Genomic DNA, 25,770 nt, shown 5'->3' on the forward strand with positions numbered 1-25,770 from the left:
GAGCGTGATCAATCGTCGTCGATCAGGCGCCCGCGGCACACCCGCCAAGGTCAATGCGACCGCTGGTCTCGCGGCCAGCGAAGGACTAAACTCGGTCAGCATCTCGGATGGCAGTCATGAGAGCGTACGACGAAGCGTATGCGTTAGCGGCTATGGTAAAAGTCGTAGACCTGCTGCGCGACACCGGCGGAGACGCCCGGCGCCTTCTGCAAATCTTCCAGGCTGGCGTTGCGCACCGCCCGCGCGGTGCCGAAATGCATCAGCAGCGCCTTTTTCCGCGCCGGGCCGATGCCGGGCACTTCGTCGAGCGGGCTGGCGCCGATCGCCTTGGCGCGCTTGTCGCGGTGCGCGCCGATGACGAAGCGGTGGACCTCGTCGCGCAGCCGCTGGAGGTAGAAGAGCAAGGGCGCGTTGACCGGCAGCATCCGCTCGCTGCCGTCCATCAGGTGGAACACCTCGCGGCCGTCGCGGCCATGGTGCGGCCCCTTGGCGACGCCGACCATGCAGACATCCTCGATGCCCATTTCCTCCAGCACCGCCTTGGCGGCGTTGAGCTGGCCCTTGCCGCCGTCGAGCAGCACCAGGTCCGGCCAGTCGCCCTGGCTGCGATCGGGGTCCTCGTCCTGCGCGCGGGCGAAGCGGCGGCTGAGCACCTCGCGCATCATCCCGTAGTCGTCGCCGGCGATCGTCTCGGGGCGCTTGATGTTGAACTTGCGATACTGGCTCTTGCGGAAGCCCTCGGGCCCCGCGACGATCATCGCGCCCACCGCATTGGTGCCCTGGATATGGCTGTTGTCGTAGACCTCGATGCGGTTCGGCGGCTCGGGCAGGTCGAACAGATCGGCCATTTCGCGGAGCAGCTTCGCCTGGGTCGTGCTCTCGGCGAGGCGGCGGTCGAGCGCCTCCTCGGCGTTGCGCTTGGCCTGGTCGAGCAGCCGACGGCGGGTGCCGCGCTGGGGGACCGACAGCGCCACCTTGTGCCCGGCGCGCTCGCTCATCGCTTCCGAAAGCAGCTCGGCCTCGGGGAGTTCGCGATCGACGAACACGTTCCGCGCCGGCGGTACCTCCTCGTAGAACTGCATCAGGAAGGCGGCGAGCACCTCGTCCTCGGGCACGTCCTGGGTGTGGCTGGGGAAGAAGCTGCGATGGCCCCAATTCTGGCCGCCGCGGATGAAGAAGGCCTCGATACCGATCACGCCCGACTTGCACGCCTGGGCGAAGATGTCGGCATCGCCCACCCCTTCTGCGTTGATCGCCTGGCTGCCCTGGATGAAGGTGAGCGCCTTCAGCCGGTCGCGCAGGATCGCGGCCAGCTCGAAATCGAGACTCTCGGCAGCCACCTGCATCTGCTCGCCCAGCTTTGCCTGCACCTTGGTCGATCGGCCCTGCAGGAAGTCGCGCGCGTCGTTGACCAGCTCGGCATAGCCCGCCTGGTCGATCCGGCCGACGCAAGGCGCCGAACAGCGACGGATCTGGTAGAGCAGGCACGGCCGGTCACGATTGGCGAAGAAGCTGTCAGTGCAGCTGCGCAGGAGGAACAGCTTCTGCAGCGCGTTGAGCGTCTTGCGCACCTGGCCGGCGCCGGCGAACGGCCCGAAATAATCGCCCTTGGCGCGCCGCGCGCCGCGATGCAGCTGGACGCGGGCGAAGTCGTGGTCCTGGCGGAGCAGGATGAACGGGAACGACTTATCGTCGCGCAGCAGGACGTTGTAGGGCGGCCGGTAGCGCTTGATCAGCTGCGCCTCGAGCAGCAGCGCCTCGGCCTCGTTGTTGGTGGTGACGATCGTCATCGAGCGGGTCTGCGCGACCATGCGCTGGAGCCGCTTCGAGAGGCGGGCGACCTGGGTGTAGTTGGTCACCCGGTTCTTCAGCGCGCGCGCCTTGCCGACGTACAGCACATCGCCGCGGGCATCCTGCATGCGGTACACGCCGGGACGGATCGGCAGCGTCTGCAGCACGTTGCGGATCGCGGCGACGCCGGCCTCGAGGTCGGGCGTCTCGGCGCCGCGCACCGCGAAGGTGGCCTTTTCCTCGTTGAATCGCTCGGGGGAATTGGGGTCGTTCATTGCCGCCGATGTAGGGGTGTGGCGGCGGGGATGCCACTTAATCTCGGAGAATCCGCCACATCGAGAGAGCCGTATCCTCCCCCGCCAGGGGGAGGTGGCCCGCGCAAGCGGGTCGGAGGGGGAGGATGCCAGAACCTCGCCGCCGGCGTGCTTCCTCCCCCTCCGTCGCCTTCGGCGCCACCTCCCCCTGGCGGGGGAGGAAACGCTACTTCTCAATAACTACTTCGCCCCGGCCTCGTTCTCCAGCTGGTCCACCTGCGCCTCGATCCGGCGCATCGTTTCGTCCGCACGCGCCTTCACATCGGTTGCGTGCGTGTGATCATTCGCCGCGTGGCGCACCGCCACCACCGCCACAAACGCAGCGAGCGCCAGTGCCACCAGGGCACCGGCGCTCAGCCAGCGATAGGATTTTTGTTCCGCCATCACCGCCCCATAGCATGGGCGGCGCGGCAGGCCAGCTCAGTTGAGCCGGCCCAGCCCGGCGATCGTCTTGTCGACCAGCGCCTTGTCGGCCTCGGCGCCGTGCTTTTCCGCGATCACCGCGGCAGCGGCGGTCGTGGCGGCATCGGCGGCGCGGGCGCGGATCGCCTGGATCGCGCTGCGCTCGGCAGCGGCGATCTTGTCCTCGGCCATGCGGGTGCGGCGGGCGATCAGCTCGGCCGCATCGGCCTCCGCCTTGGCCTGCATCGCTGCCGCCTCGGCCTGGGCATTGGCGACCACCGCCTTGGCATCCGCATCGGCGGACGCGGTGCGGGTCTTGGCCTCGGCGAGCATCGCCTCGGCTTCCGCACGCAGCTTCGACGCCTCGTCGAGCTGGGTGCGGATCTTGGAAATCTGCTTGTCGAGCATGGTGCCGATCATGCTCGGCACCTTCATGAGCAGGATGATCGCCACCACCGCGAGCATCGACAGCGCCACGAAGCCCGGGGCGGTGATGCCGAACACGGACGGCTCATGATGAAGTTCCACGGTGCCGACCTCCGCGTTCAGGGAATGAGCTTGTTCAGCCATGGGCAAGCGCCGCCTTCACCTTCTGTTCGACGCTCAGACGGTCCACCGCGACGCCCGACACGCGGGCCACGATCGCCTCGACCGCCTCGACGGTCGCCACTTCGATCTCGCCGATCGCCGCCTGCTCACGCTCGGCGATCGAGCGGGTCGCGTCGGCAAGCCGCGCTTCATCGGCTGCATGCGCGGCCTTGAGCTTGGCTTCGGCGGCAGTCGCCGCCTGCGCCTTGGCGCCGGCGGTCACCCGCAGCGCCTCGGCACGGGCAGCGTCCAGCCCCGCCTGATAGGCCTCGTCCGCAGCCTTGGCGGCGTCGCGCGCCGCCTCGGCTGCCGCGAGGTCGCCGCTGATGCGGGCGGAGCGATCTTCCATCGTCCGCTCGATCTTCGGGACCATCGCCTTGCCGATCCCGAAGTAGATCAGGGCAAATACGATCGCGAGCCAGAAGACCTGCGAGGCGTAGATCTCCGATATCTGATCTAACTGCGGCATCGGCCGAGGCCTCCGTTCTGCTTACTTGACGACGAAGAGGATCAGGATCGCGACGACGAACGCGATCAGGCCCAGCAGTTCCGACGCGGCGAAACCGATGAACAGGCGGCCCTGCTGGCCGTCAGCGGCACCCGGATTGCGCAGCGCGCCTTCGAGGAACGAACCGAACACGTTGCCCACGCCGAGCGCGGCGAGGCCGATACCGATCGCAGCCAGGCCGGCACCGATGTACATTGCACCCAGATCAGTCATTTCTAGCTCCCTAGATAATCTTAAAAATTCAGTACGAAACGGATCGACTTAGTGCAGGTGCACCGCGTCGTGGAGATACAGCGAGGTCAGCAGCGCGAACACATAGGCCTGGATCGCGCAGACCAGCAGCTCGAGCGCGCTGACGCCGACGATCATGCCGAAGCTGAGCACGCCGACCAGACCGCCGAGCGGCGTGCCGCTGGCGAAGCCCTGGACGACGAAGCTGCCGAACACTTCGAGCAGGATGTGCCCCGCGGTCATCGCGACGAACAGTCGCAGACCGAGCGAGAACGGGCGCACCAGGAACGAGACCAGCTCGACCGGGATGATCACCGGCATCAGCCAGGCCGGCGCGCCGTGCGGCACGAACAGCGAGAAGAACTTGAAGCCGTGCTTGATCAGGCCGACCGCGAGGACGATGCCGAACGAGAAGAAGGCCAGCACCGCGGTGACGGTGATGTGGCTGGTCACCGCGAAGGTGTGCAGCCCCGGCAGGATCGCCAGCGGCAGCACGCCGACCAGGTTGGCGAACAGGATGAAGAAGAACAGCGAGAAGATGTACGGCGCGAACTTCTTGCCGCCCTTGCCGATGTTCACGGCGACCATCGAGTCGATGAACCCGACCGCGCCTTCCACCATCAGCTGCCACTTGCCCGGGATCAGCTTGCGCTGCAGGCCGCCCACCATGAAGATGAACAGCAGCGCGGCGACCACGAACATGAACAGCGCCGAGTTGGTGAAGGAGATGTCATAGCCGAACAGGTCGAGATGCCGGCCCAGCACGGGCTCGACCTTGAACTGCTCCATCGGATCGATTTTGCCGGCGCTCACTCTGCGCGCTCCTTCGAAATCTTGTAGATGTTGCGAAACGCCACGATCACGCTGAGCACCAGCAGGATCAAGAGCCCCCAGGGGCTCGTTCCCAGCCAGCGATCCAGCGCGAAACCGATCACCCCGCCGCCCAGCGGTGCGCCGATCAGTTCGGCGAGCACCCGCGAGCCCTGCTTGTAGCCCTTTTCGGGCTTGCGCACCGGCGCCTGGCCCTCGCGCACCGCCGCCTTCGCATCGGCGATGCGACGGTCGAGGTCGGAACGGATAGGGTCGTCAGACAAAGCGAGCACGGCGATCCAGATATGAAAAAGCCGCCGCGCATCGGGCGGGCGACATACAGCATCGCAAGCCGATGGCCGCGACGTGATGGCGCTTTAGGAAGACCAATCGGCCGAGTCAACCGTTGCAACATGCTGCGCTTCATTGCCGATTCATGCACGGCTATACCGTTCGCTTCCGCAGAAAACCGCCATTTGTCTCCGTTGCGGTGCAACAGAAGGCGGTTTCCCGCCCGCACGCCGACAGCGGATTGCAGCGTCGCCGCCGCACCTGCATAGTCGCGCGGATGCCCCTCGACGCACCAGACAATAGCGGTCACCGCGCGCGGCTGCGCCAGCGCCTGTTCGAGGGCGGGCCGGAGGCGCTGCTCGATCACGAACTGGTCGAATATCTGCTGGCGCTGACCATCCCGCGCAAGGACACCAAACCGCTCGCCAAAACGCTGCTCAAGGAATTTGGCGGCCTCCCCGGCCTGCTCGCCGCCGATGCCGAGGCGATGCTGCGGATTGAGGGGATGAAGGACACCCAGATCGCCGCGCTCAAGGCGGTGCACGCCGCCGCGCTGCGGCTGCTCCAGGCCAAGGTCCGCGAACAGCCGGTGCTGGCCAACTGGCAGGCATTGCTCGACTATCTGCGCGCCGACATGGCCCCGCACGCGATCGAGCGGGTGCGCGTGCTCCACCTCAACACCCGCAACATGCTGATCCGCGACGAGCTGATGAACGAAGGCTCGATCGACGAGGCGCCGCTCTATGTCCGCCAGGTAATCGCCCGCGCGCTGCATCTGGGCTCGGCGGCGCTGATCCTGGTCCACAATCATCCTACTGCCCATTTTCGCGCACTCTGATGCACGCTCATGCACGTTGAAATCACTTTCATTTTCTCCTTTTTTTGCCGTTGCGTAGTGGGGGCGGTCATGGCAAACTGGGTGCGGTTTTAGGGGTAGAAAACGGCTTCCCGCTCCCTGTAAGCGCCCCCCGTTTCTCCTTGACCGATCCCAGTTACGGACAAGGAGCAAATGCCATGCCAGCCCTGACCGATACCGCGATCCGACACGCGCTGAAGCGGGTCGAGCAGTCGAAGAAACAGGAGAACCTCGCCGATGGCGAAGGACGCGGCACCGGCCGTCTCGTCCTCGTTCTCAAGCCCATGCCGAAGCGTGTCACTGCCGACTGGATGGCGCAGCAATGGCGCGACGGCAAACGGACCAAGAAGAAGATCGGCGCCTACCCCTCGATGTCGCTCGCCCAGGCCCGCGAAATCTACAAGCGCGACTTTTCCAACGTCATCCAGAAGGGGCGCAGCATCAAGATCGCCACCGACACCCGCCCCGGCTCGGTCGAAGATCTGTTCGCGGGCTATGTCGCCGCACTCAAGGAAGCGGGCAAATCCTCCTGGAAGGAGACGGAAAAGGGCCTCAACAAGATCGCCGACACGCTCGGTCGCAACCGGGACGCCCGCGAGATCGAGGCCGAGGAAATCATTGAGCTGATCCGCCCAATCTACGAGCGCGGCGCCAAGTCGATGGCCGACCATGTGCGCTCCTATATCCATGCCGCCTTTAGCTGGGGCATGAAGTCCGATAACGACTATCGTCAGCAGTCCGCCCGCCGGTTCCGCATCCCCTTTAATCCGGCGACGGGCATTCCGACCGAACCCAAGGTACAGGGCACGCGCTGGCTCGATGAAGACGAGTTCGTCCAACTCTATCGCTGGCTCGAATGCCCCGACACGCCAGTCCATCCGCCCTACACCCGCGCCGTCCGGCTCATCATGCTGACCGGCCAGCGGGTCGAGGAGATCGCCAGCCTCCATATCGACCAATGGGACGCCAAGGAGAAGATCATCGACTGGTCCAAGACCAAGAACAATCAGCCCCATGCCGTCCCGGTGCCGTCTCTCGCCGCAGAGTTGCTTTCTTCCATCAACGTCAATGAATACGGCTGGTTCTTCCCGTCTGCCAAAGACCCGTCGAAGCCCGTCAGCCATGGCACGCTCTATGCGTTCATGTGGCGGCAGCGGGACCGCGGCGTGATTCCCTACGTCACGAATCGCGACTTGCGCCGGACCTTCAAAACGCTGGCCGGCAAGGCGGGCGTGTCGAAGGAAATCCGCGACCGGCTGCAAAACCACGCCTTGCAGGACGTCAGCTCGAAGCACTATGACCGCTGGCACTATATGGTCGAAAAGCGCGCCGGAATGGCTAAATGGGATAAGTTCGTCCGCGCCATGCTGGCGAAAAAGCACCTGAAGGCGGCCGCATGATCTCTGGCCCTCCAACCTTGGTGGTCAGCCGTTAGCAACCCTCTGCTTGGTTAGTCGGCGTAAGTTGCTATCGAGCTGGCGCTGCACCAAGTCGATAGGCTCAGACCAGATCTTTGACAGCGCTTCTACCGCCTGATCTACATCCCACGGCCATGCCGCTCGCCCGTCAACCTGTGCGAAAGGACCATCCGTCTCGGTAAGGACTCGGTCTCGTGGCATCTTAGCCGCCAGTGTCCGCCCCTTTTCGCCGGCCAACATGGCCGGGCCAACGCTGAACCAGCAATTCAGATCGACCGCACGCGCAAGCTCCCTCTGCGTTCCCGAAAACCAGTGAAGGATCGCTATGCCCGCACCGGGCTCCATCGCCAGCGCATCAAGAACTTGGGTAGACGCGCGACGACTATGAACGGTCATGACGCGCCCCCCGGCGCGAGCACAAAGACTGAGCACGCGGGTGAAGACATGCTCCTGGTCCGGCCAATATCGCCGGTATTCTGGACCGCCATCCAGACCGATTTCGCCAACATACCGAACCTGCGGTAACAGGCGCTCAAACAGCGGAAGCTCACTTTTACGCTCATGCGCAATTTGGGGATGCAGTCCGAGCGCGGTTCTAATACGCGGCGCATCCTTTGTCAGCGCCGCCGTTCCGGACCAGGCAGATGGCGTTGTCGTGACAGAAAGTACGTAGAGATCGCGAGCGGCGCACTCGCCCGCGACGGCGTGCGGATCGGGATAAAGGTCCAGATGCGCGTGGAAATCGATCATTTAACGCCGTAAGCCTGATGAAGTGCGCGAAGCTCTTCAAGACCGCGCTCAAGCATACCGACAAGAGCCGGTCGATCTGCGATGAACGGGGACGCCAACGCATGACCGAGCCACGCCTCAATGCCGTCTGCCTTGATGGCCGCAAGCGCGATTGCAACTGAGCGCACGTCGTCGAACCCCGAGTGATCTGCATCATCCTTTCCGATCGGTTCGTAGACGTAATCTGTCGTATCCTGGGTGGCGTCCCACGCGAGGAACGCCGCCCGGCGGACTTGGCACGGAACGCATCGGCCGCATTGTCGATAGTTGAACCGTTGGAACCGGCCACAACTCGTCGAACGCGCAGCCTCAGCGCCAAGCAACTTCTGGTCTGCGCACCCTTTGAGCATTTCGCCCTTGGTTTTCGTGGCATAAGGGTTGGTGATCCTGACACGGAGACCTGCCGCATCCAGCACCTTTTGCAGTCGAGCCAGGAACTCCGGGTGCGCGGTGCGAGTGCTGAGGCTTCCGAGCCGTCCGCCGGTCAGAGGCGGGTTAATGGCGATGAAGCCGTTCTCGCACACGAAGAGCGGCACCTCCGCGACTTCCCGATAGGCTTTAAGGGCCGTGGCAGCGATCACGCCAAAGGTGATGAAAACAAGCGATCTCGCCCGTTGCGAGGCTTCTTGCACGCCTGGCGTATGTGCATTGTGATTTAGTTGCAGGTGTCCGAGACCGCCCCCGATCTTTGCGGCAAAGTCGACCTGCTTGTCCGCGTCGCCTCGAACTGTCTGGCTGATTGCGAATGGCTTATGGCCAGCTGCGGTCAGATCAATTGCTCCGATCAGACTGTCCAGCCCGCCGGACAGAAGGACCACACAACTCTCGGGCGGCCGGACGGGTTCGCGAGGCGGCGTGGGCAGCATCCCACCCTCGTAAAATCGCAAGGTCCAGCGGTCGGTCGTGAGGAATGCCAGCGCTTCGGCCAAAGCCCGGGCCTGCCCGTTCCAGAACGGCGCGTCCGCTACGGCAATGTCGAGTTCGATCTCCCGTGTCCACCCGTCCGGGCTCTTGTCGCGCAAGACCGCGAAATCTGCCGTCACGACGCTCAGCGCGATCGACAACAAGTCCCAAGCCCGCGGAGCCGGGTCAAGTCGTCGGCGCTGGATCTCGGATTTCGCCGCATCGCCAGCACTTCCCTCCCCCTCGGCCCGCGGCTGGCCGTAAAGAACCACGCGCATGATACCGTCACCACCGGGCAGCTCGGCGCCGTCTGGACCGCAGGCCAGCCTCATTCCGCGTATCCTTCAAACACTTCGAATGTCTCCCTCAGAGCATCCCTAACAACCTGACTGATGCGACCGCTGGTGAGGCTGCGTCCGGCATCGCGCAGCTTGCGGAATGCCGCCGCCACGCTCTGCTTTACGTAGTCCCGGACTTCCTTGAGTCGAGACAGAGCTGTCACCGCACTCGGCGCCTTCTCAACGATGGTCTTGCCGACATCGAGTTCAAAGCGACGGAAGACGTCGATTGCCGTGAAACGCTCGATGGCGAAGGCGCGCTGCTCAGGGTCGAGATTTAGCAGATCCGCGTCTGGAAACCGGGTAAGAAGCTCGGTCAAGGCATCCCGAATTGCCGCGCGCTCAGCTTCAGCGTCCTGCGTCCCGTCAACCGGCCGAACCGCCTCCACAACGGCGTTCATGACGTCCTGCACATTGCGCCCCGCGAGGAGCGCCGGATCAAGCGGGCTGCCAGGTTCGGCCGGCTGTCCCGCTGCAACCCGCGCCAGCGCTCCACCAAGCGCGCCGGCGGTCGTCGCCGTACCTCCGAAGCGCCGAGTCGCCGTTGCCGATCCACCATAGCCGGTCCGGACGTAGTGACCCATGCTGCGCCGCATGTCCCCACTATCACCTGATTTTGCGAACTCGCCTAGCGCACGACGCGCACCAAGAAAGCGGGCTGGAGGGGCGAGCGGTGCGGGCGCCGGCGGCGGAACCTGGGGGGCCGCAGCACCGTCATCGGCTGGAGCGTCCCCGCCCTCCGCCCCATTTCCAGACGCCTCGCCCGCGGGCGGGTCTGGGGTCCAGGGTGGCACCATCGAGACGCCGCTGCCCGGGCCTCCACTAGATTGTGACGTTCCCATTTTCCCTCTGCCTCTTGATCGCCGCCTTAACCGGCCTTGACACCTGCCCCCGATCCCAGATGTCGAAGACCCCCTTCGACCAGGGCTGGTCCCCGATCTTCGGCACGATATTCGCCTGAATCTGCGCGGTGGGACGCTCACCGAGGAAGGCGGCAAGCCTCGCCCCCTGCGGCGGGTCGGCCTCGGCCACGACGAGACAGGCTTCCAGAACGGCTGGCACGCCCCACTCCTGCTCCTGCCGCGCACGATCCAAAAGCCGGTCCATGATCACCGTGGTTTCCGTCCGAGGCACCCGCAAAAGTCGGTCTTTCAGGTTCGACGCCATCTCCGGATGCTGCAGGAGCGCCGTCAAAAGCTCAGCCGCCTCCGATGAAAGGCGGTCCTCGGGCGTGATCAGCGGCGCATGTTCACGGCTTACATAGAGGGCTCCGCGCAGATCGGTGTCGGCAAGCGCTGGCGGGAGCGTAAGCCACTCAGCGAAAAAGGGTTCGTCAAAAGGTGCCGGCAGAACCTGTTCCTGCCCCGCGATCGCCTTCTCTTCCCATTCGGCGAGGAAGGCAGGCTTGCCGGTGTCGCTGGCGCTCACCTGTGCCATCAATTCAGCAAATGCCTTGGCGTTGCCGAGCCGCTCGAACAACAGCAGCTTGGCCAGGACCGCCTCATCGACGCCGACGCCCTGCGCGTTGGAGATCGTCATGCGAATAGCGAGCGCATTGAGGAAGCGCTTGATCAGGCGTGGGTTGCCAAGGATGCCCGACGCCGTCGTCATGAGCGGGGCCAAACGGTCCGCGGTGTCGAAGCGGCCGATCAACTCGGCGGGCAAAGCATCGTGCAGCGACTGCACAAACGCGCGGTCGACGCGCTTGCCGGCCCAAGTCTGTCGCAATTGGGCGACGACCCCACTACGGATCTTCTCCTTTACATCATCCGCGAGGTCGCTGTTCTCAACGAACAAGAGCATCATATAGGCGCGCACTTCCTGAGTGCCCAAGGGCGGCACACGGATTGGCACCTGAATAAGCTTGTCGAAGTAGTTGGTGACGAGGAGATCATCGGGGACACCCTCAAAGTGCCGTCGAACGGCATGTTTGATCATGTCGTTGTCGGCGGCGATCACGAAGGCGGTGTTCTTCAGAAACAGGAACAGCCGGATCGCCTCAAGCGTCGAGATCGTCGTCTCGGGCAAGCAGCGATCGAGATCGTCGATCAGCACTACCAGCGTGACGCCGAGATCCTCAAGAGTTTCCTCGAAGTTGTCCCGGAGCGCCTGAATCTCCTTGGGCGGCGATGTTTCCTCCTTCGGGTTGAGCAATCCACTCGCCGTCTCGGCAACCTCACCTGCCTTGCCCTTCGCCTCTTCGATCAGCGTGGCGTCGACCCCGCCCGATAAGAAGCGCTGGCCCAACCCCCACACCTCGCCGATCAATCCGGTAGGCGGCAGACCGAGCGACATGGCCACCGTCGAGCCCGCAACCAGCTTGGCCGCCCGTAGCCAGTTCACGCGCTTGACCAGGGCCTTGGCCTTGTCGATCGCTTTCTCGCGAGCCTTGGCTTCCTTCTCCAGCTTCGTTGCGATCACATCCATGAGCGCAGCGCGCGCATCGTCGTAGCCCTGATAAAGCCAGGCATTGAATTCGACGAACACAAATTCTCGCTCGCCTTCCTTGCGGGGTCGCGCGGCCAGCGACGCCTGAGTGAGCTTGATCAGCGAGGATTTGCCGATGCCCCAGGCGCCGGACACACCAATAGAGATCGGTCGTCCTCGCGCCTGAACGATGATCTCCGCCACCGTGTCTGCAACGCCTGAGAAATTCAGGAAGTCCCGTTCAGTCTCATTGTCGGGCCACATCGGTTCGGATTAATCCTCTGCTCGCGCCGAATCGCGCAAATACTTTATCTATTTACTTAAAGTTAGACAGGAATTGCTTCCAAGGCGAGCGTTGCTGACGTGGCCCCCAGGTTTTCTCCAATGCCTGCTACACTCGCTCAGAGAACCGTTCATAGGCCGTGATCCGCGAAGGTTTCAGGTCAACGTCGCGCTGATAGATTTCCTTCTTCAGAAAGGCCAGTTCTGCTTCTCTCTGTTCATCGGTGACATCGATATACCAGGCACGGGGACGGCCGTTCTCCTCACCGTTCCAACGATACCCCCGCGACTTAAGGTGATCCTTGAACTCAAAGGGCGAGCCTTCGGCCCAGATGCGCCATGTCGGCAGGCGCGCACGCGCGAGCAGGTGGCCAAGAGCGTTGACGCCGGACTTCGGAAGCGAGCGTGACAGCACCTCCACCGCCGCCAAACAGTCATTCGCCGCACGATGCCGATCATAGAAGAAGCCACATCCCACCGCGAGATATGCGAGTTTGGTCCCCTCGAATCCCTCCGCAGCCCAGTCGATCTCCGACATCGAGCAGGCCCAGGGCTTGAGCGAAAATGACGGGCAGAAACGCTCAAGAAACTTGCGATCAAAAGCAGCGTTGTGGGCAATGACGACAGCAGCAGAAAGCGCGAATTGCGTAACCTCGTCCGGATCGATCCTTTGGCCGGCCACCATCGCATCGGATATGCCTGTCAACGCGGTTATCGAGGCAGGTATAGGCGCCGACGGCTCTCGGAGCCGATCAAACGCCTCTCCGACGTCAACGATGATGCCGTCGAGCGAATACCGGAATGGCACCATGGCAAGCTCGATGATCTCATCCTTCGACGGATCGAGACCTGTCGTTTCCACGTCCACGAACAGCCCGAGGCGGGTATCCTGTTCCGGTATCCCCATCACCGGCGCCCTCGGCTGCAGGCGGCGGAGAACCCGGTAGTCCTGGCTTGCCTCCAGTAGAGCTGCCGCGGCCTCCAGCGCTGCATCCGGCTGGCCCATCATGCTGTGGCCGTATCAGGGGGAAGGGCTGGAGCGGAGGGCGCAATCTTGACCAGAGCTGCCCGCCCCTCCTCATGGAACCAGAGTTCCCCGATCTTCGCGTCATCGCTTTTCGGAAGCGGTTTTGCCTCCCGCACCTTGAAGGTGGTCGGAAGGTTCACCGATGTTCCGAAGACGAGCGCGTGCTGCTTCGGCAAGGAAGGCAAACGCTTCAGAACCGCTTCAGAAATGAATGGCGTCATCTGCCGGATCTGCGAAAGATCGTCAGGATTCTGTATGCGATGGATAACGAAGTTCGAGCATTGCGAGAGCACGGTTTTCGATAGTTCGCTCGGTCGTTGCGACGCAACCAACAGGAAAAGCCCGTATTTTCGTCCCTCCTTGGCAATGCGCTCGTAGATCTTGCTGGCGTCGATTGCATATCGAGAGGTAGCTTCGGAAATATATCTGTGCGCTTCTTCGAGAAGCAGATGCACCGGAAAGCGATTCCGCGGATCGGCTTGCCGCAACAATCTGAACGCCATCCGTGCGAGCACGGATGCCACCAGCTCGACGACTTCATCCTCCACCGCATTCATATCGACGATGATGATCTGATCCCGCTTGAGCCAGTTCGCTCCATTGCGCTCCAGACCCAGGAGTCTCTCCAGAAACTTGTCGCGAGACAGTTCCGCCGGTCCGCCCGCCGCGTTGTGACGAAGAAATTCGTATTCGGGGCGCTCCTCAAGGGATTTGAAGCGGGTCAGCATCTGCGAGCAATAGTCTCGAATCTGCCTGTTCCCGTGCGCCTCCTCGTAAAGTATCGCGAGGTCCAGCGCCTCCCCCAACGCCGCGAAGTCGAACGGCAGATTGGAATAGGCCGGGAGCTTGAGCCCATCGATGATGAACCCACCGCCATTTGCGTCGCCGAGCAGATATTTTGTCAGGCCATCCGGATCAGCCATCTGGCCAAAGCTGATCTTTATATATGGCTTGATCTTTGCCGTGCCGATCTCGGCGGTGTTGAATCGCTGTAGCAGGCCGACCATCCGATCATGCTTCGAAGGGCTGCCGGTATCATCGCGGAGGATCTGGCTCAGGCACGTAGCGAGGATGTGGTTCTTTATGCCCTTCAGCTCAGCGCTTGCTCCCGCGGAAAACAGTGTAGCGAGGCCGAGCGCCATGCGCAGTATCGGAAGCTGGGTTCGCTCGCTGGCCTGAAGCAGCAGCTCCCATTCGGATTGTTCCAGGAACCAATGCGGGAGGCGGAACTTTCCGTCGGCTGCGGTCCCATCCAACACGACATGGGCGACGCCAATGCCGTTCTCTTTGGTGAGCGGCATCAGCGCATTGGCGTATTCGCCGTTCACGTCGAACACCACGAACGTCGCCCCTCGGGCATGGAACTCGTCCGCCTTGTCGAACAACGACTGGAGCACAGACGCAACGGTGCAGGACTTCCCGCTCCCGGTATTCCCAAGCACAGCGGTATGGCCGCCGAAAAAGTCGTCGATCCGGACTTTGACGTCGTAGCCCTCGAACACCACAGAGCGACCGATCGACAGGGCGCGAAAGCGCGTCGCATCCTCGGGCACCGGCGGGGCGCCATTGAGACCCGGAGCAGGTTCGCTCGGCTTGTCGGTCTCGAAAACGCGATCAAGCTCCGCATCGAGAGCATAGAGAGCATCCGCATAGAGCGACGGAAATACGGAGACGCCGAAGCGGAACTTTGCGCTGCGGTCCTGTGGCAGCATCCCGACCGGCACGACGTCGAGATATTTCGCTGACGCCGCCTTGTCCAACTCCCCTTCGCCTCGCCCGGCGCTGGCGATGTCCCGCTCCCGCAGGCCGACGACCTCGACCACGACATATTCTGTCTGGACCGGAATCATCAGGAACGAGCCGAGACGAGCGACATAGTGGACGTCATCGAATCCGACGACGGTGAAATTGTCCGTGCCGGCGTGCATCTCGACGACGAAGCGGTCGGCCGCGACGGAGACCACCTTGCCGATGGCGCGTTTGCGGTCGTCGCGGCTCATTCGCTCTCTCCATCGGTGGACGGAGCCTCAGCCTTCTTCGGGGACATCGCCTCCAGCACTTTCCGGATTGCATCGTCGATGCGCTCGCTCGGGCGCTGGGGCATGAACTCTTCGATGATCGTATCGAAATAATGCGCCTTGCGGTCGGCTTCCGGACCGCTGCCACCGATGATCCAGATGCGGGGATCGTTCAGGGCGCGGAGCTTGGCCACCTCTCCCTCCATTGTCGGATCGACGAAGATTACCAGGCGGAACGTCGGTATGGTGAGCGCCTGGTAGATGATATTGTTGATGTGTTCGTCGCCGAAGGCATATCCCATGGTGAAGAGAACGCTTTGCTCCCTCACGATCCGCGACTGGAACTCGCGGAACAGGTCGGCATAGGGCGATCCGAGGCTGGAGTTTTGCTTCGCGGGGGTGGGATAGATCATCACCTTCCCCGGTTCCTGCCCTTTCGAGACAGCCGTTTCGCGGATCGGAAACAGGCCGTGATCGTCTTCGGTCCAGCTAATCGACCCATGTATCTTGCAGAGATAGACGAAGCCATCCACAGCCGACCATTTCCTGTTGGTCAGATCGAGCTGCTCGGCAAGCGCGTAACGGAAGGTCGCCGGATTGAAGCGACGCTCGACCACGCCGGAGAAACCGTTGGCGTAAGGCAAGCCGAGCCGGTCCATCGCCGTCTCGTTGAAAAGGTCATAGTTGGTGGTGAAAATCCACGGACGCGGCAGCGAGCGGTCACGCAGGACCAGCTTTCTGTAGAATGTTTCGTAGAGCGTCCCAACGGTGCTGTCGCCATTGGCAAACGCTCCGTTCGTGCATTTGCCCCAGAGGAAAGCCTGCACCTTCTGGATGATCGAATTGACGACCTTCAGGTTTTCCTTTGCCTTGGGAAGCGTGCTTCGTGAGAGCGTGAACCGGAGGCTGAACAGCAGTTCCATCAACCGTTCAAGGTTGCGGGCATATTCCTTGTCCGCAATATCGATCCCGAACTCGTCGGTGAGAGCTTTCCGCTCGGCTGCCGTCGGGAACCCCGCCTCGTCGGCGGCCCGCGCCTTCGTAAACTCCTTGGCGAGAGGTGCCATTGTCGGGATGCCAACCTCCCGCCAGTCATCACCTAGCAGATCGTCAGCTTCCTTGACGTAATACGACGAGCATCCTGCCCCGAGCAGGAACGCCACGTTCTTTGCGTTCAGCGATTCCGACAGCGCTTTCCTGACGACATCGGCGCCGGCCGGCCATTCAAGCTCGCCGGCATCAGCCTCGACGCCCCGCAGAAATTTGAATGTCAACTTCTCAGGTTCTTCTCCATCGGAATCCGCCACGAACACCCCCTCATTTGAACAATGCTTCAATATCCGCCATCGGCCGGAACAACTTCATCGGCTGATCAGGAAACGGCAAAAAACTCTCGCGCTCATAGAAGCGCTTCGCGCCTTCGTCCTTGGCGTCCACGATCACCGCAAAGGATGCGATCTCGCTGCGCACGGCCCGGTAGAGCGCGTCCGCGAGAAGAAACCGGCCATATCCTCTTCCCTGGTAGCGCTGATCGACAGCGAGGCGACCCAGCAAGGTCGCCGGGATCAGAGGATAGCGCGGCAGCTTGCGGACGACGGCCTCCGGCAGTTCCGGAAGCCGCACCGCCGTCGAAGAGAGCGTGTAGTATCCGGCAATACTGCCGTCCTTCAGCACGAGGACGAACGGCGCCGCCATCTTCTTTCTCGCGTCCTGTCCGGCCTGTGTCTGGAAATACCGGTCGAGCGGCGCTACACCGCTTTCGAACCCTGATCGGTCATGGTGCGGGCCGAGAATCTCGACCCGCAGGATGTCGTCCGCTCCCCCCACCCGTCAGATGCCTGTTCTCTCGCGATAGCGGCGAACGGTGTCTTGCAGTCGTTCGGTGACCGGCCGCGGCTCGACCAGAGCCTGGACGAACGCCTGGCTATCCCGCACCGAAAGTTCCAGATGCTGATGTTCCTCGATGGCGCGCCGCGCCGCATCCTGCAAGCTCGTCAGGACAAAATCCGTCACGGAGCGGCCCTGCAAGGCAGCGGCATGTTCGATCAGACGCTTCTGATCAGCGGTCACGCGCGTCTCGAGGCGTTCCCCCCGGACGCGGCCAGCCGTTGACCTCTTTGCTGCTTCAGCCATTTTTCGATCTCCAATCTATCGGAGATATGTACGGCCAGTGGCCGGAAAAATCAAGATACAGGCCAGCCAGCGAACACGACGGTGCCGCCCGGAGGGGCCGAAGCAAAGAGGCAGATTTCATTCGACGGTCGGTCGGGAGCCTGATGGCGACGACCCGACCCGGAAATTGTGCAGCAGGTTGTTGCACAATTTCCGTGGAGCCACGATGCTGCATTGCCGCTGCCGGAAAAGCACAGAGAATCTGCGGTCTTTCGCTGATTTCGCGGTCGGGCGACCTATCAAGATCAAACGCGCTTTGCGCTCACCGCGCCGGCCGAGACCGGAAAGCGAGGCCGAATGTTCCGCATCCTTGCCGCCTGGATCGAGAAACGCAGACAGATCCGCCTTCGATGGCAGCAGGATGCGTGGGTGATGATCGAGCGGCACGGACGCCATGCCTATTACGAGGCGCAGCGTCTGGCCGCACGCAGCCGGGCCATGCAGGACAGGTCCGGTTTCTGGCATTGGGCCAAGGTGGCGTCCGAGGTGGCGCGACTGTCGCCCGTTGCGGAAATGGACCTGAAGGTGGTTCAGGCCATCGCCGACGAGGAAATGCGGAAATATCGGCGCCCGTGAGGGACATTGGTGGGGGAAAGCCTTCCCCCTGGCCGACACTTCGTTGTCGGCGCACCCCCATCGAGCGGGGAGACCCCGCAACGCCCCCTTAGAGTGAGAGTGCGGATGGGGTTTACCGTGACGGGTTGAGGGCTGGAGAAGAGGTCTCCGGCGCCCGTCGCGGAGAACCGCGATGTCCAGACAGGATCGCAGCGCGCGCCCCGGCTCCGGCAGGGCGAGCCTTTACGACGACATCACAAACAAGATCATCGGCGAACTGGAGGCCGGCCGTCTGCCTTGGGTCCAGCCCTGGGGCGCGGCGGCCGTCAAGGCGCCGCTCGCCATGCCGCAGAACGCGGCCACCGGCCGGCGCTACTCGGGGATCAATGTGCTGATCCTCTGGGGCGCGGTGATCGAGCATGGCTTTCCCGGCCAGAGCTGGCTCACCTTCCGCCAGGCGCTGTCGCTCGGCGGCAATGTCCGCAAGGGCGAACGCGGAACCACCGTCGTCTATGCCGACCGCTTCACCCCGGAGGACGAGAAGCGCCGCGCCCGCGAGACCGGCGAAGAGCCGGGCCGCATCCCGTTCCTCAAGCGGTTCACCGTCTTCAACGCCGCCCAATGCGACGGCTTGCCCGAGGAGATCGCCGTCGCCGCGCCGCCGCCTGCGCCGGGCATGATCGAGCCGCGTGCCGAGGCCCTGATCCGGGCCACCGGCATCGACTTCCGCATTGGCGGCAATCGAGCCTTCTATGTCCCCTCGCAGGACTTCGTGCAGGTGCCGCCTCCGCAGGCGTATTTCGAGCCGATCAACTGGCATCGGACGGCGCTGCACGAACTCGGCCACGCCACCGGGCATCCCTCGCGCCTCGGCCGCGATTTCTCCGGCTCCTTCGGCACGAAGAAATATGCCTTCGAGGAGCTGGTCGCCGAGATCAACGCCGCCTTCTGCTGCGCCTCGCTCGGCATCGTGCCGACCGTCCGCCATGCCGATTACATCGGTTCCTGGCTCACGGTGCTGCGCGAGGACAACCGCGCCATCGTCCGCGCCGCCTCGCAGGCCAGCAAGGCCGCCGACTGGATTCTGTCCTTCCTGCCGGATGCGGACAGGATCGACGCGGCCGATGACGAAACCTCGATCGACAGGAGGGTGGCATGATTCTCCTCACCGACGATCTGCGCGACCAGCTTCTCGCCAATGGCCGCCGCCGTGGTTTCGATCATGTGCCGGTGGTCAAATTCTTCAACCCGCTCGGCGAAGGCGTCTGGCTCGCCACCGAACTGGATGCGGACGGCGACATCATGTTCGGCCTGGCCGACATCGGCTATCCCGAACTCGGAAGCTGGAGTCTGCCCGAAATGCAGGCAATCCGCCTGCCGTTCGGCATGGGGATCGAGCGCGACCTTCTGTTCACCACCAGCCTGCCGGTCTCGGCCTGGGCAGAGGCGGCCCGTGAGGCAGGCAGTATCCGCGCCGCGCAACGCATCGTCCATGCGCTCGCGCTTACCGGACGAGAACACGGGACATGACCGGCGGCCGGTGCTCACCCGCCATATCCGCGTAATGCCGGAAATGCGGATTTCCGTATTTCCGGCTTTGCGCTTCTCAGGTTCTGCGGCGCTGCCCTCCTAGAGTGAGAGGGCGGCGCTTCGCTTCGTGACGGGTTGGAGGCCGAGAGAGAGGCTCCCGGCCGCCCGTCGCGGAGACTACCACGATGGCTACCGCCACCCAGAAAATCGTCCTGTCGCCCTCGCGCGACATCCCATTCAACAAGCTCGTCTTGAGCCAGTCGAACGTCCGGCGCGTCAAGGCCGGCATCTCGGTCGAGGAACTGGCCGAGGACATTGCCCGCCGCGGCACGCTCCTCCAGAGCCTCAATGTCCGGCCGGTCCTCGATGCCGAGGGCGCTGAGACCGGCATGTATGAGGTTCCGGCCGGCGGTCGCCGCTATCAGGCCCTCGCCATCCTTGTGAAGCAGAAGCGCCTCGCCAAGACCGCGCCGGTTCCCTGCGTCGTGCGCGATCCCTCGACGCCGATTCTCGCCGAGGACGACAGCCTGGCGGAAAACACCCAGCGGGTACCGCTGCATACCCTCGATCAGTTTCGCGCCTTCTTCGACATGCGCCGCAAGGGCATGAGCGAGGAGGAAATCGCGAGCGCCTTCTTCACCACCGTTCAGGTCGTCAAGCAGCGCCTGCGCCTGGCTTCGGTCTCGCCCGTCCTCCTCGATGTCTATGCCGAGGACGGCATGAAGCTCGAAGAGCTGATGGCCTTCACCGTCAACCCCGACCATGCCCGTCAGGAACAAGTCTGGGAGGCGATTCAGCAATCCTACAACCGCCAGCCCTGGCATATCCGCCAGTTGCTCACCGAAACCACGGTCCCGGCGGAGGACAAGCGCGCCCTGTTCGTCGGCATCGAGGCTTATGAACAGGCGGGCGGCCTCGTTCTGCGCGACCTGTTCCAGCAGGACGGCGGCGGCTGGCTGCAAGATCCCGCGCTTCTCGACCGGCTGGTCTCAGAGAAGCTCAAGGCCATCGCCGACGAAATCGCCGCCGAGGGCTGGAAGTGGATCATCGTCGATACCGATCTGCCCTATGGCTATGATCGCGGTCTGCGCGTCCTCGACGTTACTTATGCCGACCTGACCGATGAGGAACGGGCCGCGCGTGAGGCGTTGCGCGCGGAATACGACCGGATCGAAGCCGAATATGAGGGCACGGACGAGCTTCCCGACGAGATCGACCAGCGCCTTGGCGAGATCGAGACGGCGCTGGAAGCCTTCGAGACGCGCCCGGTCATCTACGATCCCGCCGAGATCGGCCGCGCCGGCGTCTTCATCAGCATCGACCGCGCCGGCGAAGCTGTCGTCGATCGCGGTTATGTCCGGACCGAGGACGAGGCCCCCGTCGAGACTGATGGCAAAGACGGAGCTGCCGCAGCCGATCCCGACGCCATCGTCACCTTGAACGGGGCCACGGGCGCTGTCATCACCATCGGCGGACAGCCGTACGAACCGGATGACGAGGAGGAAGAAGACGTCATCAAGCCGCTGCCCGAACGGCTGGTGATCGAGCTGACCGCCCATCGCTCGCTGGCGTTGCGCGAAGCGGTCGGCGCCAATCCGCATGTGGCGCTTACGGCCCTGCTGCACCGGCTGGTGCGCGACACGTTCCGGCAGGCGTCCACCTCCGGCTCCACCGTGCAAGCCTGGATCAATCGGGTCCATTTCCGCGAGCAGAGCAAGGATCTCGCCGATACGCCCTATGCGAAATCGGTCGACCAGCGGCATGAGGACTGGAAGGCGGACCTGCCCGCCGACGAGGATGCGCTATGGGACTGGCTCGTCACCCTTGACGAAACCAGCCGTCTGGCGCTGCTCGCCCATTGCGTCGCCTTCGGGATCAACGCGCTCTACGAGCGGCCCAATCCGATGAGCGCCTCCGGCATCTCGCAGGCGGGTCTCGACCGGCGCATGGCGGAAGCCGACCGGCTGGCCCGCGCCACCGGCCTCGACATGGTGGACGCCGGGTTCCGGCCGACCGCCGAAAATTACCTCAGCCGCGTGCCGAAGACCCGCATCCTCGAAGCCGTGCGCGAAGGCGCCGGCGAAGGCGCAGCCCAGCTCATCGACCATCTGAAGAAAGCCGATATGGCGCGGGAAGCCGAGCGCCTGCTGGCCGACACCGGCTGGCTGCCCGAACCGCTGCGCATGGCCGATCCGGACGAGCCGGTCGCGGTCGACGCGCCGGAGAGCGAGGATGACGCGGCGCTTCCGGCCTTCCTCGCCGGCGAGGACGAGACCGCCGCGGAACCTGAAGCCGAGGAACCGGCGATGGTCGCCGCGGAATGACCCGAACCCCGGGAGGGCGGCCCGGGCCGCCCTGCCGCCTCTCACCTTCCACCGCAAGGCCCAGCACCTCGCCGGGCCATTTTCGCTTCAGGAGGCCAGATGACCATGCCGTCCGACATCAACCCCGCGATCGGCCAGCACATTGCGCGATCCGTCCATGTTGCCACCTATGAGCACCCGTATGGCACCGATATTCGCGTCTTCCTCGACCAGGACCAGGCCCTGATCTGGCGCACACGCATCGCCCGGGAATGGTGGAGCCATGCCTTCGACCAGGAGCCGCCGCCCGACGACGAGATCGGCGAGGAATATTTCGAACGAATGCTCGAACGCGACGAGTTCTTCTCTACGATGGAGTGTGACATCGAGCCAGACCATGCCGATCCCGCCGACCTGATGACCGCCCATGGCGGCATCTGGGGGGAATACCCCGATCATCCCGTCGCGTCATGGATCGCAGACGTCGCCAATGGCGACACGCGATCCGGCTACTGGTGCTGGGTCGTCGGCCGACTGCCCGGCATCGGGGCCGCCGATCCGACGCCGCCCTACGATCTCTAGCGACGTCCCCTTCCCGTTCCCTCAACCTCGCCCGGCCTCGTTCCGGGCCTTCTCGTTTCAGGAGCCTGACATGGCCGACTATTTCACCCATTTCTCCTGCCTGCTCGATGTCGGCACGCCCGAAAACGCCGCCCGTGCGCTCGATCTCTACAACGCGCTGTCCGGAGAGAACGCCGCCGAAGACCCTCCTTCGGACGGATTCCTGCTGTCGATCCAGCCCGAACATGGCGGGACGCAGCTCTGGATGCGCGATGACGTCACCGGCGATCCCGAGTATGTGATCCAGTTCGTCAAACGCTGCGCCGCCGCGTTTGGCCTGACCGGACTTTGGGGCTTCCAATACGCCAACACCTGCTCCCGACCCAGGTTGGACAGCTTCGGTGGCGGCGCGCATGTCCTCGATCTCTCCACCGGCGAGACGGTCGCATGGACCTATACCGATGGCTGGCTCGCCCAGGTTCTCGATGGAGGTGATCCCGATGAGTAAGGTCATCGAAACCACCGTCTATCGGCTGGACGAACTTTCGGACGCCGCGAAGGAAAAGGCCCGCGCCTGGTATCGCGAAGGCGGCTTCGACTACGACTGGTATGATGCCGTCTATGAGGATTTCCAGCGGATCGCGGAAATCCTCGGCCTGCGGCTCAAGACCCGTGCCGTCCGCCTTATGGGCGGTAGCACACGGCAGGAGCCTTGCATCTGGTTTCGCGGTTTCTGGAGCCAGGGCGACGGCGCCTGCTTCGACACCTGGTATTCCTATCGGAAGGAGGCCCCGCAGCGGATCAGGGAATACGCACCGCAGGATACGACCCTGCACGGCATCGCCGATGCGCTTCAGTCGGTCCAGCGACGGAATTTCTACCAGCTCTGGGCCGAGGCCAACCATCGCGGCCACTACTATCACGAATACTGCATGGCGATCACCGTCGAGCGCGACAGTCCGACCTGGCAGGGCATGACGAAGGATGCCGAGGAAGTCGTGACCGAGGCGCTGCGCGATCTCGCCCGCTGGCTCTACCGGCAGCTTGAGCGGGAATACGACTATCTGTCCTCCGACGAGGCGGTGGACGAGACCATCGCGGCCAACGAATACACCTTCACCGAGGCTGGCCGCCGCTTCGGCTGATCCCGACAAGCGCCCCTGCGGGGGCGCTTTTGTCATGCCGGCCACACCCGCCACTTGAGAGGCAGAGGGAGGCCGGGACGGGTTTGAGCTGGTGCGGTCGAGAGAGAGCGCCGCGCGGCTCGATCCTGTCCCGCTCTCCCGAGGCCTTCCCCATGAACATGATTTCCGCATCCGCGGCGGCGCAGTCCGCCGCGTCGCTTCCGCTTGCCCCCGACGGCGATACCGCTGCCTCCATCTTCGCGGCGGCAGGGGTGCTGCTGCCCCATCTCGAACGCGGCCAGCGCATCGACGCCGCCACGCTGCGCGGCGCGATGGAAGCGGCCTTCGGCGCGTCCGACGCCACCGGCGCCTGGGACTGGAAGACCGCCTATGATGCCTGCGAGGCCGCGACCGTCCTGTTTCTGCGCAAGTACGGAAAGGCGCTTTTCCGTAAATCCGGCTCTGCGGCCGAGAGCCTGCCGATGCTGGCAAAGATCGCCGGGCTTCTGCCGACGCATACGCGCCGGTCGGAGGAAACGCAGACCTTCCAGCAGTTCTCGACGCCGATCCCCCTTGGCCTGATCGCTACCACGGCCGCCGCCATCACGCCCTCTGACCGGGTGCTGGAACCCTCGGCCGGGACCGGGTTGCTCGCCATCCTCGCCGAGATCTCCGGTGGTGCGCTGGTTTTGAACGAGCTGGCCGAGACGCGCGCGGCGCTGCTTTCCTCCCTCTTTCCGGCCCTTTCCATCACCCGTTTCGACGCGGCCCAGATCGACGATCATCTCGATCCCGGCCAGGTCCCCAGCGTCGTGATGATGAACCCGCCGTTCTCGGTGCTGGCCAATGTCGAGGGCCGTGTGGCCGATGCCGCCTACCGCCATGTCGCCTCGGCGCTGGCGCGTCTCGCGCCCGGCGGGAGGCTGGTGACGATCACCGGCGCCAGCTTCGCCCCTGACAATGCCATCTGGCGAGATGCCTTCACCCGGTTGCAGGAGCGCGGCCGCGTCGTCTTTTCCACCGCCATCGACGGTTCGGTCTATGCCAAGCATGGCACGACAATTCCGACGCGGCTGACCGTCATCGACAAGCTGCCCGCCGAAGATCCTTCCGTCTTTCCAGCCGCTCCCGGCGTCGCGCCGGACGCCGCCACGCTGATGTCCTGGCTTGCCGGGCTTCCGGCTCGTCTGCCGGTCGAGATGCCCGCCGCCGCCGCTGTCGTCCCGGCGGCGCCCGCGCTCCGCACCGTGCGCGGCTATGTCAACCGCGCCGCGAAATCCGCCCGGCCCGCGCCGCTGTCCGAGCCGGAGGCCGTGCCGCTCGACTACGAGGCCGTCGACTGGCAGCCAACTGAGCGCGGCAATATCTCCGACGCCATCTACGAGGAATACGGGCTTCAGGTCATCCGCATTCCTGGCGCACAGACCCATCCGACCCAACTCGTCCAGTCTGCGGCGATGGCAAGCGTCGCGCCTCCGAAGCCCAGCTACCGTCCGCATCTGCCGAAGACGATCCTCGGCCTGCTGTCCGATGCGCAGCTTGAGACGGTGATCTATGCCGGGCAGGCCCATGCCGATCATCTCGCCGGGGCATGGACCGTGGACGATACCTTCGATGTCGTCAGCGCTGCGGCCCAGGACGCGAAGAACGCCGTCCGCTTCCGGCAGGGCTTCTTCATCGGCGACGGCACCGGCGTCGGCAAAGGCCGGGAATCCGCCGCCATCATCATGGACAACTGGATGCAGGGCCGCCGCAAGGCGGTATGGATTTCCAAGAGCGACAAGCTCCTGGAGGACGCACAGCGGGACTGGAGCGCCTTGGGCATGGAGCGGCTGCTTGTCTCGCCGCTGTCGCGCTTCCCGCAGGGCAAGCCGGTCACGCTGCCGGAAGGTATCCTTTTTACGACCTACGCCACGCTGCGCTCCGACGACCGGGGCGATAGGGTTTCGCGGGTCAAGCAGATCGTCGAATGGTTGGGCTCCGACTTCGATGGGGTGATCATTTTCGACGAGGCGCATTCGATGCAAAATGCTGCGGGCAGCAAGGGAGAACGCGGGGACGTCGCCGCCTCGCAGCAGGGCCGCGCCGGGCTTCGCCTCCAGCACGCCCTGCCGGATGCCCGCATCGTCTATGTCTCGGCGACCGGCGCCACCACGGTCCACAATCTCGCCTATGCGCAGCGGCTCGGCCTCTGGGGAGGCGAGGATTTCCCCTTCGCCACGCGGGCCGAGTTCGTCGAGGCCATCGAGGGCGGCGGGGTCGCAGCGATGGAAGTCCTGGCCCGTGACCTTCGGGCGCTTGGCCTCTACACCGCCCGATCGCTGTCGTTCAAAGGCGTCGAATACGAGTTGGTCGAGCATGAGCTGACCCCGGAGCAGACCCGGATCTACGACAGCTATGCCGGGGCCTTCGCGCTCTTATGCGCAGCTGCGCATAAGATCGATTATCGCGAGGTCGCGGTAATGCGCAGGAACGCGGCGTAGCCACCGAATTCCCGTGATAGTGGGCGCGGTTGCTGCGCATTATATTGGT

Annotated in this window: 24 protein-coding genes and 2 pseudogenes; 10 read left to right on the forward strand and 16 right to left on the reverse strand. The window is 64.0% G+C overall.

The genetic code is table 11. The features are described from left to right. Positions 1-143: 143 nt before the first annotated feature. The 7 genes from uvrC to S2M10_RS07270 all read right to left on the reverse strand — a co-directional run bounded on the left by uvrC (position 144) and on the right by S2M10_RS07270 (position 4,928). Entirely contained in the window at positions 144-2,066 is a 1,923-nt protein-coding gene (gene uvrC / locus S2M10_RS07240; RefSeq protein ID WP_168845525.1) for an excinuclease ABC subunit UvrC, read from the reverse strand. A 219-nt stretch (positions 2,067-2,285) separates the two neighbouring features. After that, positions 2,286-2,489 carry a hypothetical protein gene (locus tag S2M10_RS07245; protein ID WP_168845526.1) on the reverse strand — a complete coding sequence of 68 codons (204 nt, stop codon included), beginning with the start codon at positions 2,487-2,489 and terminating at the stop codon, positions 2,286-2,288. 36 nt (positions 2,490-2,525) lie between these two features. Beyond that, positions 2,526-3,077, reverse strand: a complete 552-nt coding sequence (locus tag S2M10_RS07250) for a hypothetical protein (protein ID WP_168845527.1) — start codon at positions 3,075-3,077, stop codon at positions 2,526-2,528. Then, positions 3,070-3,564: an ATPase gene (locus S2M10_RS07255; protein ID WP_168845528.1), complete on the reverse strand. Its 495-nt coding sequence runs from the start codon at positions 3,562-3,564 to the stop codon at positions 3,070-3,072. The genes S2M10_RS07250 and S2M10_RS07255 overlap by 8 nt, the downstream gene beginning before the upstream one ends. A gap of 21 nt (positions 3,565-3,585) precedes the next feature. Next, on the reverse strand, positions 3,586-3,798 hold the full coding sequence (locus tag S2M10_RS07260; RefSeq protein ID WP_010544368.1) for a F0F1 ATP synthase subunit C: 213 nt from the start codon (positions 3,796-3,798) through the stop codon (positions 3,586-3,588). A 66-nt stretch (positions 3,799-3,864) separates the two neighbouring features. After that, positions 3,865-4,623 carry a F0F1 ATP synthase subunit A gene (locus S2M10_RS07265; protein WP_211090919.1) on the reverse strand — a complete coding sequence of 253 codons (759 nt, stop codon included), beginning with the start codon at positions 4,621-4,623 and terminating at the stop codon, positions 3,865-3,867. 20 nt (positions 4,624-4,643) lie between these two features. Next, positions 4,644-4,928, reverse strand: a complete 285-nt coding sequence (locus S2M10_RS07270; protein WP_168845530.1) for an AtpZ/AtpI family protein — start codon at positions 4,926-4,928, stop codon at positions 4,644-4,646. Between the two features lie 284 nt (positions 4,929-5,212). Here S2M10_RS07270 and S2M10_RS07275 point away from each other — a divergent pair. After that, positions 5,213-5,752, forward strand: a pseudogene (locus S2M10_RS07275) (JAB domain-containing protein); the annotation flags it as partial. A gap of 197 nt (positions 5,753-5,949) precedes the next feature. Then, complete coding sequence (locus S2M10_RS07280) at positions 5,950-7,191, forward strand: site-specific integrase (RefSeq protein WP_168845532.1); 1,242 nt, start codon at positions 5,950-5,952, stop codon at positions 7,189-7,191. Between the two features lie 24 nt (positions 7,192-7,215). Here the strand turns inward: S2M10_RS07280 and qatD are convergent, their stop codons facing one another. The 9 genes from qatD to S2M10_RS07325 all read right to left on the reverse strand — a co-directional run bounded on the left by qatD (position 7,216) and on the right by S2M10_RS07325 (position 17,126). Beyond that, positions 7,216-7,959 (reverse strand): Qat anti-phage system TatD family nuclease QatD, encoded by a 744-nt coding sequence (gene qatD / locus S2M10_RS07285; RefSeq protein WP_168845533.1) that lies wholly within the window; start codon positions 7,957-7,959, stop codon positions 7,216-7,218. Beyond that, positions 7,956-9,233: a Qat anti-phage system QueC-like protein QatC gene (qatC, locus tag S2M10_RS07290; protein ID WP_168845534.1), complete on the reverse strand. Its 1,278-nt coding sequence runs from the start codon at positions 9,231-9,233 to the stop codon at positions 7,956-7,958. Before qatC ends, qatD begins: the two co-directional genes overlap by 4 nt. Continuing rightward, a complete protein-coding gene (qatB, locus tag S2M10_RS07295) occupies positions 9,230-9,823 on the reverse strand; it encodes a Qat anti-phage system associated protein QatB (RefSeq protein ID WP_211090916.1) in 594 nt (197 codons plus the stop codon). The genes qatC and qatB overlap by 4 nt, the downstream gene beginning before the upstream one ends. Positions 9,824-10,061: 238 nt before the next feature. Continuing rightward, entirely contained in the window at positions 10,062-11,930 is a 1,869-nt protein-coding gene (locus S2M10_RS07300) for a P-loop NTPase fold protein (RefSeq protein ID WP_168845536.1), read from the reverse strand. Between the two features lie 127 nt (positions 11,931-12,057). After that, positions 12,058-12,957 carry a 3'-5' exonuclease gene (locus tag S2M10_RS07305; RefSeq protein WP_247650685.1) on the reverse strand — a complete coding sequence of 300 codons (900 nt, stop codon included), beginning with the start codon at positions 12,955-12,957 and terminating at the stop codon, positions 12,058-12,060. Beyond that, positions 12,954-14,975, reverse strand: coding sequence for an ATP-binding protein (locus S2M10_RS07310; protein WP_168845537.1), 2,022 nt, complete (start codon positions 14,973-14,975; stop codon positions 12,954-12,956). The genes S2M10_RS07305 and S2M10_RS07310 overlap by 4 nt, the downstream gene beginning before the upstream one ends. Then, positions 14,972-16,300 carry an SIR2 family protein gene (locus tag S2M10_RS07315; RefSeq protein WP_168845538.1) on the reverse strand — a complete coding sequence of 443 codons (1,329 nt, stop codon included), beginning with the start codon at positions 16,298-16,300 and terminating at the stop codon, positions 14,972-14,974. The genes S2M10_RS07310 and S2M10_RS07315 overlap by 4 nt, the downstream gene beginning before the upstream one ends. Before the next feature lie 10 nt (positions 16,301-16,310). Continuing rightward, positions 16,311-16,820: a GNAT family N-acetyltransferase gene (locus tag S2M10_RS07320; RefSeq protein WP_168845539.1), complete on the reverse strand. Its 510-nt coding sequence runs from the start codon at positions 16,818-16,820 to the stop codon at positions 16,311-16,313. A 3-nt stretch (positions 16,821-16,823) separates the two neighbouring features. Further along, entirely contained in the window at positions 16,824-17,126 is a 303-nt protein-coding gene (locus S2M10_RS07325) for a DUF1778 domain-containing protein (protein ID WP_168845540.1), read from the reverse strand. Positions 17,127-17,462: 336 nt separating this feature from the next. Here S2M10_RS07325 and S2M10_RS07330 point away from each other — a divergent pair, with 336 nt between their 5' ends. The 8 genes and pseudogenes from S2M10_RS07330 to S2M10_RS07365 form a co-directional block, all read left to right on the forward strand. Beyond that, the gene (locus tag S2M10_RS07330; RefSeq protein ID WP_168845541.1) at positions 17,463-17,741 is read left to right on the forward strand and encodes a hypothetical protein; all 279 of its coding nucleotides are present in this window, start codon (positions 17,463-17,465) and stop codon (positions 17,739-17,741) included. Between the two features lie 172 nt (positions 17,742-17,913). Beyond that, entirely contained in the window at positions 17,914-18,879 is a 966-nt protein-coding gene (locus S2M10_RS07335) for a zincin-like metallopeptidase domain-containing protein (RefSeq protein ID WP_168845542.1), read from the forward strand. Then, a complete protein-coding gene (locus S2M10_RS07340) occupies positions 18,876-19,250 on the forward strand; it encodes a DUF2958 domain-containing protein (RefSeq protein WP_168845543.1) in 375 nt (124 codons plus the stop codon). Before S2M10_RS07335 ends, S2M10_RS07340 begins: the two co-directional genes overlap by 4 nt. Before the next feature lie 185 nt (positions 19,251-19,435). After that, entirely contained in the window at positions 19,436-21,574 is a 2,139-nt protein-coding gene (locus S2M10_RS07345) for a ParB N-terminal domain-containing protein (RefSeq protein ID WP_168845544.1), read from the forward strand. A 99-nt stretch (positions 21,575-21,673) separates the two neighbouring features. Next, on the forward strand, positions 21,674-22,135 hold the full coding sequence (locus S2M10_RS07350; protein WP_168845545.1) for a hypothetical protein: 462 nt from the start codon (positions 21,674-21,676) through the stop codon (positions 22,133-22,135). Positions 22,136-22,205: 70 nt separating this feature from the next. Beyond that, positions 22,206-22,622, forward strand: a complete 417-nt coding sequence (locus tag S2M10_RS07355) for a hypothetical protein (protein ID WP_168845546.1) — start codon at positions 22,206-22,208, stop codon at positions 22,620-22,622. Then, positions 22,615-23,259: an antitoxin of toxin-antitoxin stability system gene (locus tag S2M10_RS07360; RefSeq protein WP_168845547.1), complete on the forward strand. Its 645-nt coding sequence runs from the start codon at positions 22,615-22,617 to the stop codon at positions 23,257-23,259. Before S2M10_RS07355 ends, S2M10_RS07360 begins: the two co-directional genes overlap by 8 nt. Positions 23,260-23,411: 152 nt before the next feature. Continuing rightward, positions 23,412-25,658: pseudogene (locus S2M10_RS07365) on the forward strand (strawberry notch-like NTP hydrolase domain-containing protein); the annotation flags it as partial. Between the last annotated feature and the right edge of the window lie 112 nt (positions 25,659-25,770).

The organism is Sphingomonas sp. S2M10, assembly GCF_012650175.1.
Classification (GTDB): Bacteria; Pseudomonadota; Alphaproteobacteria; order Sphingomonadales; family Sphingomonadaceae; genus Sphingomonas.

Coding starts and splice junctions, on each gene's coding strand:
- S2M10_RS07360 (WP_168845547.1), top strand. CDS start 22,615: ATGAGTAAGGTCATCGAAACCACCGTCTATCGGCTGGACGAACTTTCG.
- S2M10_RS07330 (WP_168845541.1), top strand. CDS start 17,463: ATGTTCCGCATCCTTGCCGCCTGGATCGAGAAACGCAGACAGATCCGC.
- S2M10_RS07340 (WP_168845543.1), top strand. CDS start 18,876: ATGATTCTCCTCACCGACGATCTGCGCGACCAGCTTCTCGCCAATGGC.
- S2M10_RS07305 (WP_247650685.1), bottom strand. CDS start 12,957: ATGATGGGCCAGCCGGATGCAGCGCTGGAGGCCGCGGCAGCTCTACTG.
- S2M10_RS07355 (WP_168845546.1), top strand. CDS start 22,206: ATGGCCGACTATTTCACCCATTTCTCCTGCCTGCTCGATGTCGGCACG.
- qatC (WP_168845534.1), bottom strand. CDS start 9,233: ATGAGGCTGGCCTGCGGTCCAGACGGCGCCGAGCTGCCCGGTGGTGAC.
- S2M10_RS07260 (WP_010544368.1), bottom strand. CDS start 3,798: ATGTACATCGGTGCCGGCCTGGCTGCGATCGGTATCGGCCTCGCCGCG.
- S2M10_RS07255 (WP_168845528.1), bottom strand. CDS start 3,564: ATGCCGCAGTTAGATCAGATATCGGAGATCTACGCCTCGCAGGTCTTC.
- S2M10_RS07300 (WP_168845536.1), bottom strand. CDS start 11,930: ATGTGGCCCGACAATGAGACTGAACGGGACTTCCTGAATTTCTCAGGC.
- S2M10_RS07250 (WP_168845527.1), bottom strand. CDS start 3,077: ATGGCTGAACAAGCTCATTCCCTGAACGCGGAGGTCGGCACCGTGGAA.
- qatB (WP_211090916.1), bottom strand. CDS start 9,823: ATGGGTCACTACGTCCGGACCGGCTATGGTGGATCGGCAACGGCGACT.
- S2M10_RS07310 (WP_168845537.1), bottom strand. CDS start 14,975: ATGAGCCGCGACGACCGCAAACGCGCCATCGGCAAGGTGGTCTCCGTC.
- S2M10_RS07265 (WP_211090919.1), bottom strand. CDS start 4,623: ATGGAGCAGTTCAAGGTCGAGCCCGTGCTGGGCCGGCATCTCGACCTG.
- S2M10_RS07350 (WP_168845545.1), top strand. CDS start 21,674: ATGACCATGCCGTCCGACATCAACCCCGCGATCGGCCAGCACATTGCG.
- S2M10_RS07335 (WP_168845542.1), top strand. CDS start 17,914: ATGTCCAGACAGGATCGCAGCGCGCGCCCCGGCTCCGGCAGGGCGAGC.
- S2M10_RS07280 (WP_168845532.1), top strand. CDS start 5,950: ATGCCAGCCCTGACCGATACCGCGATCCGACACGCGCTGAAGCGGGTC.
- S2M10_RS07245 (WP_168845526.1), bottom strand. CDS start 2,489: ATGGCGGAACAAAAATCCTATCGCTGGCTGAGCGCCGGTGCCCTGGTG.
- qatD (WP_168845533.1), bottom strand. CDS start 7,959: ATGATCGATTTCCACGCGCATCTGGACCTTTATCCCGATCCGCACGCC.
- uvrC (WP_168845525.1), bottom strand. CDS start 2,066: ATGAACGACCCCAATTCCCCCGAGCGATTCAACGAGGAAAAGGCCACC.
- S2M10_RS07325 (WP_168845540.1), bottom strand. CDS start 17,126: ATGGCTGAAGCAGCAAAGAGGTCAACGGCTGGCCGCGTCCGGGGGGAA.
- S2M10_RS07345 (WP_168845544.1), top strand. CDS start 19,436: ATGGCTACCGCCACCCAGAAAATCGTCCTGTCGCCCTCGCGCGACATC.